At 47.3% G+C, this 7,977-nt stretch carries 8 protein-coding genes; 5 read left to right on the top strand and 3 right to left on the bottom strand.

Annotated features, from left to right (window positions below):
• Window positions 1-1,203 (top strand): methyl-accepting chemotaxis protein (locus B9J84_RS10690; RefSeq protein WP_094124097.1); only part of this gene is annotated, 1,203 nt, incomplete at its 5' end.
• Between the two features lie 28 nt (window positions 1,204-1,231).
• Here B9J84_RS10690 and zntR read toward each other — a convergent pair.
• The gene (gene zntR / locus B9J84_RS10685; protein WP_017046798.1) at window positions 1,232-1,630 is read right to left on the bottom strand and encodes a Zn(2+)-responsive transcriptional regulator; all 399 of its coding nucleotides are present in this window, start codon (window positions 1,628-1,630) and stop codon (window positions 1,232-1,234) included.
• 164 nt (window positions 1,631-1,794) lie between these two features.
• On the opposite strand from zntR, the gene purH reads away from it, so the two are divergent.
• On the top strand, window positions 1,795-3,405 hold the full coding sequence (gene purH / locus B9J84_RS10680; RefSeq protein ID WP_094124096.1) for a bifunctional phosphoribosylaminoimidazolecarboxamide formyltransferase/IMP cyclohydrolase: 1,611 nt from the start codon (window positions 1,795-1,797) through the stop codon (window positions 3,403-3,405).
• A gap of 248 nt (window positions 3,406-3,653) precedes the next feature.
• Window positions 3,654-4,949, top strand: coding sequence for a phosphoribosylamine--glycine ligase (gene purD / locus B9J84_RS10675; protein ID WP_094124095.1), 1,296 nt, complete (start codon window positions 3,654-3,656; stop codon window positions 4,947-4,949).
• A gap of 119 nt (window positions 4,950-5,068) precedes the next feature.
• On the opposite strand, the gene B9J84_RS10670 is transcribed toward purD, so the two are convergent.
• Both B9J84_RS10670 and hupA read right to left on the bottom strand, forming a co-directional pair.
• A complete protein-coding gene (locus tag B9J84_RS10670) occupies window positions 5,069-5,758 on the bottom strand; it encodes a DUF1481 domain-containing protein (protein ID WP_017046802.1) in 690 nt (229 codons plus the stop codon).
• 42 nt (window positions 5,759-5,800) lie between these two features.
• Complete coding sequence (gene hupA / locus B9J84_RS10665; RefSeq protein WP_010320328.1) at window positions 5,801-6,073, bottom strand: nucleoid-associated protein HU-alpha; 273 nt, start codon at window positions 6,071-6,073, stop codon at window positions 5,801-5,803.
• A gap of 348 nt (window positions 6,074-6,421) precedes the next feature.
• Here hupA and B9J84_RS10660 point away from each other — a divergent pair, with 348 nt between their 5' ends.
• Both B9J84_RS10660 and B9J84_RS10655 read left to right on the top strand, forming a co-directional pair.
• Window positions 6,422-7,477 (top strand): CNNM domain-containing protein, encoded by a 1,056-nt coding sequence (locus tag B9J84_RS10660; protein ID WP_094124094.1) that lies wholly within the window; start codon window positions 6,422-6,424, stop codon window positions 7,475-7,477.
• Between the two features lie 17 nt (window positions 7,478-7,494).
• A complete protein-coding gene (locus B9J84_RS10655; RefSeq protein WP_017042616.1) occupies window positions 7,495-7,851 on the top strand; it encodes an endonuclease domain-containing protein in 357 nt (118 codons plus the stop codon).
• Window positions 7,852-7,977 lie beyond the last annotated feature (126 nt).

Below are 7,977 nucleotides of genomic sequence, written 5' to 3'. Positions count from 1 at the left end.
GACTATATGTGGCCCAAACCAGGTTCTAGCGTCGATGTGGGTAAAATCTCTTATGTAAAATTATTTAAACCTTGGGGTTGGATCCTCGGTTCTGGAGTCTACATCGACGATGTCAATGCGTTGATTTGGCAACGCCTACAATCGATATTGCTCATTCTTAGCCTCGTTATTATTGTGATGCTGATTCTTTCAGTAGTGATAGGAAATAGCATCACTAAACCGTGTGAAGAAACCAAACAGGCACTCGAAGAAATCGCCAAAGGCGACGGTGATTTAACCAAACAGCTCTCGGTGCAAGGTAGTGATGAGCTGTCACACATAGCGCAAGCCTTCAATGAGTTCACAGAGAAGATTCGTCATACCATTACCAATATCACACCGATCACCGACAATGTTAACCACTCGGCAAATGAGCTTACTCAACTCTCACAACATGCCTCAATCAAAGCCTTAGAGCAGCAGCAATCCGTCGATACAGTCGCATCAGCGATGAACGAACTGCATGCGAGCAATCAAGAAGTGGCTAATGCGGCAAGTAGTGCCGCGAAAGCCGCGCATACGGCCAGCAGCAAAGGCAAAGAAGGCAGCTCGGTGATTGGCAAAGCTTCTGATTTTATGGACTCCTTGTCTGCACTACTGACCACCACTGACACTACCACTAAAAACCTCGCGAAAGAGACGCAAGATGTCGGAGCGATACTGGCGGTCATCCAAGGGATAGCCGAACAAACCAACTTATTGGCCCTGAATGCGGCGATTGAAGCAGCGCGTGCTGGTGAACAAGGGAGAGGCTTTGCGGTCGTCGCGGATGAAGTACGGGCGCTGGCAACGCGTACTCAAACCAGTACCAACGAGATAGAGCAGATAATCAATAGATTACAGGCTCGCGCAAAAGAGCTGGGAGAATTTATGGCTCAAACGCAGCAACAATCAACCGCCACACAGCAACAAGCCGTTTTAGCGCAGCAAGTGCTCAATGAGATCGACGAGCAAGTAAAACAGATTCTCTCACTCAATGAACATATTGCTGAGGCAAGCGCCCAGCAAACCACCGCTACAGAAGAGATTAATCGCAATCTGACTCATATTGCCGAGCACAGCTCCCAAGCTGCAGCCCAAGCCGATCAAGTGTCGACAGCCAGTCAATATCTCTCAGACAGTGGCCAACAACTGAAACAGAGCATTAGCCATTTTAAAGTGTGAGCAACTCACGCCTTATCGGCTGATGAGATCACTCCAATGCCGCTAAAATTGAGCAGTGGCTGGCGTTGTCGTCTATATGACCGCAGCACGCATCGTTGATTTTTTTTAGCGCTTGACGAATCGCCGTTAACTCGGCGATTTTTTGATCAATCACCACCAGCTTAGCGCTGGTGATCGATTTCACTTCTGCACAGCTGTGTTCGGTCGCTTCCAGCTTTATTTCCAATAACTCTTTGATCTCATCCAAACTGAGCCCTAGCTCTTTGGCTTTGAGAATAAAACTCACCTGCTGCTGATTTTTTTGATTATATAAACGATAACCAGACTCACTGCGCCCCGCCGGTTTTATTAGCGCATTTTTTTCATAAAAACGCAGCGTATCGGTTGAAACTTTACAGCGTTTGGCGAGCTCTCCAATTTGAAACATCTCATTCTCCTTTAACGTTTTTATTACGTTTAATACCCAATATCGCCGTTTTTATAAAAAATTTTGCGATGCCAAACGATTGCGCGAGCTTTTTGATGATTGTTTGGTTAGAATGTGCGCCATCAAATTTCCTATTAACTCCATGATTTGAGGAAGACCGAAGCATGAATAACGCTCGTCCTATTCACCGCGCATTGATCAGCGTATCAGACAAAACCGGCATTGTTGAGTTCGCTCAAGCTCTCGCGAAGCGCGGTGTCGATATTCTTTCTACTGGTGGCACCGCTCGCTTATTAGCAGACCAAGGTATTGCTGTTACAGAAGTTTCTGACTACACCGGTTTTCCTGAGATGATGGACGGTCGCGTAAAAACATTGCACCCGAAAGTACACGGTGGCGTGCTGGGCCGCCGCGGTCAAGATGACGACATCATGCAACAACACGGTATTAAGCCGATTGATATGGTGGTCGTCAACCTTTACCCGTTTGCCGAAACCGTTGCTAAAGCAGGTTGTACCCTAGCTGATGCGGTAGAAAATATCGACATTGGTGGGCCAACTATGGTGCGTTCTGCGGCGAAAAACCACAAAGATGTGACCATAGTGGTGAATGCATATGACTACGACCGTGTCATTGCCGAGATGGATGCGAACGACAATTCGCTAACACTCGAAACACGTTTTGACCTTGCGATTGCCGCTTTTGAACACACCGCTGCTTACGATGGCATGATCGCCAACTACTTCGGCACTATGGTTCCATCCTATGGAGCCTCTTTACTTGATGAAGAAGGAAAGAAGGGTGATGAAGAGAGCAAATTCCCGCGCACCTTCAACCAACAATTCCTGAAAAAACAAGACATGCGTTACGGTGAGAACAGTCACCAAGCGGCCGCTTTCTACGTGGAAGCCAACCCAGAGGAAGCGTCAGTCTCTACTGCACGCCAACTCCAAGGTAAAGCGCTCTCTTACAACAACATCGCCGATACCGACGCCGCCCTTGAGTGTGTGAAAGAGTTCTCTGAGCCAGCGTGTGTGATTGTCAAACACGCCAACCCATGTGGCGTTGCCTTGGGCAGCGATATTCTTCAAGCCTACAACCGTGCTTACCAAACCGACCCTACTTCTGCCTTTGGTGGCATCATCGCTTTTAACCGCGAGCTAGACGCACAAACCGCAGCGGCGATTGTTGAGCGCCAGTTTGTTGAAGTGATCATCGCACCAACTGTTTCAGCGGAAGCGATTGAAGTGGTTGCGGCGAAGAAAAATGTGCGCCTGCTTGAGTGCGGTGAGTGGTCAGCGAAAACCACCGGTTTTGACGTGAAACGCGTCAATGGTGGCTTGCTGGTGCAAGATCGCGATCAAGGCATGGTTAGCCTTGATGATCTCAAAATCGTAACCAAGCGCCAGCCGAGTGAAGAAGAGATCAAAGATGCTCTTTTCTGCTGGAAAGTAGCTAAATACGTCAAATCAAACGCGATTGTTTACTCAAAAGGTGACATGACTGTTGGCGTGGGCGCAGGCCAAATGAGCCGCGTTTATTCAGCCAAAATTGCGGGCATTAAAGCGGCTGATGAAGGTTTGCAAGTAGAAGGATGTGTGATGGCTTCTGATGCCTTCTTCCCGTTCCGTGACGGCATTGATGCTGCGGCGCAAGCGGGCATCAAGTGTGTGATTCAACCAGGCGGTTCGATGCGCGATGACGAAGTGATTGCCGCCGCCGATGAACACGGCATGGCGATGATCTTTACTGGTATGCGTCACTTCCGTCACTAAAAACCTTACCCCACCCTAGCCCTCCCCTAGAAGGGGAGGGAATAGAAACCAAGTGACCTTGCTTCCCTTTTAGGGGAGGGAGAATAGAACGAGGTGACCTTACCTAACTTTTAGGAAGAGGTATTGCTCTCCAAGTTCCTTCCCTTCAAGGGGAGATATTGTCATCTAAGTTCCTCCCCCTTTAAGGGGGAGGTTAGGAGGGGGTAAATGGCAACAAACAAACTCTATACGTTAAAGGATACTCATAGATGAACATTCTGATTATAGGTGCTGGCGGTCGTGAGCACGCTCTGGGTTGGAAAGTCGCTCAAAACCCAAATGTTAAAACTGTCTTTGTTGCTCCGGGTAATGCGGGCACAGCGCTTGAGCCTAAACTTGAGAACGTCAACATTGCAGTGGAAGACATTGCTGGTTTGGTCGCTTTTGCTCAAGAAAAACGTATTGAACTGACCATTGTTGGCCCAGAAACACCCTTAGTGCTTGGCGTGGTGGATGCTTTCCGTAAGGCGGATTTACCCATCTTTGGCCCGACTCAAGCGGCAGCGCAGCTCGAAGGATCTAAAGCGTTCACCAAAGATTTCTTAGCTCGTCATCATATTCCTACTGGGGCTTACGCTAATTTCACAGAAATTGAACCTGCTTTGGCATACGTCCGCCAGCAAGGCGCGCCGATTGTGGTCAAAGCCGATGGCCTTGCCGCTGGCAAAGGGGTCATTGTGGCGATGACGCTACAAGAGGCCGAAGACGCGATTCAAGATATGCTCGCAGGCAATGCCTTTGGTCATGCAGGCAGCCGCGTGGTGATTGAAGAGTTCTTAGATGGAGAAGAAGCGAGCTTCATTGTCATGGTCGATGGTGTAAATGTTCTCCCTATGGCCACCAGCCAAGATCATAAACGCGTCGGTGATAAAGACACTGGCCCCAATACTGGCGGCATGGGCGCTTACTCGCCAGCTCCGGTGGTCACGCCCGAGATCCATGAGCGCGTGATGCAAGAGGTGATTTATCCAACGGTGCGCGGTATGGCGGCAGAAGGCAACCCTTACACAGGTTTTCTGTACGCTGGGCTGATGATTGACGCACAAGGCACACCGAAAGTGATTGAGTACAACTGCCGCTTTGGTGACCCTGAAACTCAGCCGATCATGATGCGGATGCAATCGGATTTGGTCGAACTCTGCTTTGCCGCACTGGAAGGCAAACTCGATCAAGTGGAGTCAAAATGGGACCCACGCGCTTCTATCGGTATTGTTTTGGCCGCTGGCGGTTACCCTGCCGACTACGCGAAAGGGGATGTTATTTCTGGCTTACCAACGCAAGAAGTCGCGGGTGAGAAAATCTTCCACGCAGGCACAAGCGACCAAGCTGGAGAAGTCGTCACCAACGGTGGTCGCGTGTTATGCGCAACCGCACTTGGTAACACGGTTTCACAAGCGCAGCAGCGCGCTTACCAATTAGCCAAACAGGTCAACTGGGATGGCATGTTCTATCGCAGCGATATTGGCTACCGCGCGATAGCTCGTGAACAACAGACAACAAAATAACAACGACAAAGCTAGGTTATGATCCAATAAGGCGCTCATTGAGCGCCTTATTTTTATACTTCATGTTCATACTTCTGTATTAGCTTGGTGCTAAACCCACTTCGAGATGAACTTAATCATCACTTCAACAATTGCGGTTTGTCGACACAGCCATGATTCTCATCAGCAAGCATTAATAGCTCTTCGATATAGACACGGTTATTGCGGATTTTACCTAAAAAGGCGATGTAGTTATCCAATGATGCTAAACGACTGACCACAAAACTGGGTAGCGTTTGGTTAAATTCCATCTGCGTGTATTCATGACCCGTACAGGTTTCAAACACTTCGCCATCCCACACTCCTTGAATCAGTTCTAACCCTTGGTTGTCTTTATTTTTGGTTTCTGAGATCAGGTATTGTGCTTGTTGCAGGTAATGGGAAAGCTGCTCTTCATCAAGTGGCAGTATTTTTCCATCGACACGGTATTGTTGATAAATTGCTTCACCAGCGTCATTAAAACGTAAGTGAACCGAGTAAGGTACCAGCGATTTTTTTTGTAGCTGCTCACCTTCGCGCTTGAGCTCTCTTAATGTCCCTTCATCCCAGCGATAATTGGTTTTATACCAACCATAATCACCTGATGCGACATAATCGGCGGCGCTGTTTGGAGAGGCTGAACGCTCGATATACCAATAAAAACTGGTGGCATCACCCATGGTTTGCCCACTGGTATAATTGGAATATTGTTCGAGACTAGGCGTATGGCTAGAAGAGGAGCACCCCACTAAGACTAGGGGAAATAGAATGGATAAAAGAATTTTTTTCATGGGAGAAATCTACGCCGAGAGAGTATCTCGGCGTAGTATAAATTATTTCACTGAATCTTTCAGTGCTTTACCGGCTACAAATGCTGGAACGTTAGCTGCTGCGATTTGAATCTCAGCACCTGTTTTAGGGTTACGGCCAGTACGCGCTGCACGGTGGTTTACTTTGAATGTACCAAAACCAATTAGTTGAACTTGGTCACCCTCTTTGAGAGCGCCTTCAACTGCGCCTAAAGTCGCTTCAAGAGCAGCTTTTGCTTGTGCTTTAGATAAGTCTGCTTTTTCAGCGATAAAGTCGATTAATTGGGTCTTGTTCATTAGGTTTCCCTTCTCATGTGTTATCGAATTGACCTCACTCTAAAACATAAAGCCCCCGTCTGGCAAAGGTTTGTCGCTGATCTTTTGTCTCTATGCCGCACTTTTAACCACAATATGAGCAATAACTCACAATTTGTTACTGATTGACAAAGAATATCCGCTTGTTTTTGACGCTGTAAGCCCTTATTTATAGCGTACTTATGCTTGGATACCTGATATTTCAGGTCACTTAAGCGACCTAATATATCAGTGCAATCCTACGCAGGTAGAGCCTCCAATGACCGACATTGGCATGGAGCAAGCTCAACGCAGTATTGATTTGGTATAGATTAAAACTAAGGAACAATCATGTTTTTGCTTACGGTTTATATTGCCGTTGCCATCGGTGTCTCTTTTATCTGTTCGGTTCTTGAAGCTGTGCTACTGAGCATCACACCAAGCTACCTTGCTCAATTGCGCCAAAACGCTCACCCTTCAGCTGATAAATTAAGCAAGCTCAAAGCGGACATTGACCGTCCCTTAGCATCGATTCTCACGCTCAACACTATTGCTCACACCATCGGTGCCGCCAGCGCAGGTGCACAAGCGGCGGTCGTATTTGGTAGCGAATGGCTCGGCGTATTTTCTGCGGTGCTAACTCTAGGCATTTTGGTGTTGTCGGAAATCGTACCGAAAACCATTGGTGCGACCTATTGGCGTCAACTTGCGCCAGCTTCTGCGGTGGTTTTACGCTGGATGGTGTGGGCGCTGACACCTTTTGTCTGGTTTTCAGAGCAGATCACCAAACGCTTAGCGCGTCACCATGAAGCGCCCAAAATGCGTGATGAACTCTCCGCGATGGCCATGCTGGCCAATGAAAGCGGTGAGTTTGCCGATGGCGAATCAAAAATACTCAATAACTTGTTGGCTATCCAACACGTCCCAGTGACTCAAGTGATGACACCGCGCCCGGTTTTGTTTCGCGCCAGCGCGCAACTCACTATCGACGAGTTTCTTGTGCAACATAGAGATACGCCCTTCTCGCGTCCGCTTATTTATGGCGAAAGCAAAGAGGACATCATCGGTTTTGTGCATCGCTTAGAGCTATTTAAACTGCAACAAAAGGGCCAAGGAAGTAAACGTTTAGAAGAAGTCATGAGGCCGCTTCATGCGCTGCTCAACAAAATGAGCTTATTAAAGGCGTTTGATCAAATGATGCAAAAACGGCTGCAATTGTCGTTAATCGTTGATGAATACGGCACAGTACAAGGCATTCTGACCTTAGAGGATATTTTTGAATACCTACTGGGTGAAGAGATCATTGATGAAGCAGATAAAACCACCGACATGCAGCAGCTCGCTTACCAGCGCTGGGAACGTTGGAAGAAAACACACGGCGTCATTGAAAACAGGGATGAGGAATAGAAAATAAAGGAAATAGAATGGAATCTAATCCTAAATCGACAAAAATGCGGCGTAGAACATTGCGTACTAACGCTACAGCATCAGAACAAAGTGTGTGGGCAAAGTTACGATGCCAACAACTAGGCACTAAATTTCGCCGTCAGTTTGGTATTGGTCCTTATATCGTGGATTTTTATGCGCCAAGCCATCGGCTGGTGATTGAAATCGATGGTGACTCTCATTTCAGCGAGTCTTCTTATATCTACGACCAAGCAAGAACTGATTATCTAGAGCAATTTGGCATTCGTGTTTTACGGTATACAAACGAGGAAGTACGAATACAACTTGATGATGTTGTTGAGGATATTTGTCGCTACTTAAACACCCCACCCTAACCCTGTCTCTTATACACAAATCCCCAAGCCTCTGCTTGGGGATTTTTTTGAACTAATTTTATGTTTCATGATCTGATCATCTAAGCAATAACAAGGATGATTAGAATGACTTATATAGAACCAACC

It is taken from the genome of Vibrio sp. V03_P4A6T147 (assembly GCF_002241085.1).
Lineage (GTDB): Bacteria > Pseudomonadota > Gammaproteobacteria > Enterobacterales > Vibrionaceae > Vibrio > Vibrio anguillarum.
The sequence above is the reverse complement of the archived record's forward strand: the minus strand, read 5'-3'. Positions and strand labels throughout refer to the sequence as shown.

Bases quoted from the DNA above. Each gene is read 5' to 3' on its own strand.
- zntR (WP_017046798.1), bottom strand. From the start codon at position 1,630: ATGTTTCAAATTGGAGAGCTCGCCAAACGCTGTAAAGTTTCAACCGAT.
- purH (WP_094124096.1), top strand. From the start codon at position 1,795: ATGAATAACGCTCGTCCTATTCACCGCGCATTGATCAGCGTATCAGAC.
- purD (WP_094124095.1), top strand. From the start codon at position 3,654: ATGAACATTCTGATTATAGGTGCTGGCGGTCGTGAGCACGCTCTGGGT.
- B9J84_RS10670 (WP_017046802.1), bottom strand. From the start codon at position 5,758: ATGAAAAAAATTCTTTTATCCATTCTATTTCCCCTAGTCTTAGTGGGG.
- hupA (WP_010320328.1), bottom strand. From the start codon at position 6,073: ATGAACAAGACCCAATTAATCGACTTTATCGCTGAAAAAGCAGACTTA.
- B9J84_RS10660 (WP_094124094.1), top strand. From the start codon at position 6,422: ATGTTTTTGCTTACGGTTTATATTGCCGTTGCCATCGGTGTCTCTTTT.
- B9J84_RS10655 (WP_017042616.1), top strand. From the start codon at position 7,495: ATGGAATCTAATCCTAAATCGACAAAAATGCGGCGTAGAACATTGCGT.